This window comes from Chromobacterium alticapitis, from assembly GCF_002924365.1.
Taxonomy (GTDB): domain Bacteria; phylum Pseudomonadota; class Gammaproteobacteria; order Burkholderiales; family Chromobacteriaceae; genus Chromobacterium; species Chromobacterium alticapitis.
Map to the genome: position 1 here is coordinate 1 of NZ_PQWB01000187.1, position 205 is coordinate 205.

The 205-nt window shown below is 61.5% G+C and carries 1 pseudogene; it reads left to right on the top strand.

Features of this window, described 5'->3' with window-relative positions:
• Nucleotides 1–205: pseudogene (locus C2I19_RS20925) on the top strand (IS5/IS1182 family transposase); the annotation flags it as partial.

Sequence of the window (205 nt, forward strand, 5' to 3'; positions counted from 1 at the left end):
GCAAAATCGCGACCGCTTGTTTACCGAAGACGTCGCCCGTGCCTTCTTCATTCGCGTACGCAGCCTGGCCGAGTGGGGCAAGCTCACCAGCGACGAACATTTCAGCGTCGACGGCACGCTGATCGATGCCTGGGCTTCGCACAAAAGCTTTGTCCACAAGGATGACGCGCCGCCACCGCCCGCAGGGCGCAATCCGGATGTCGAT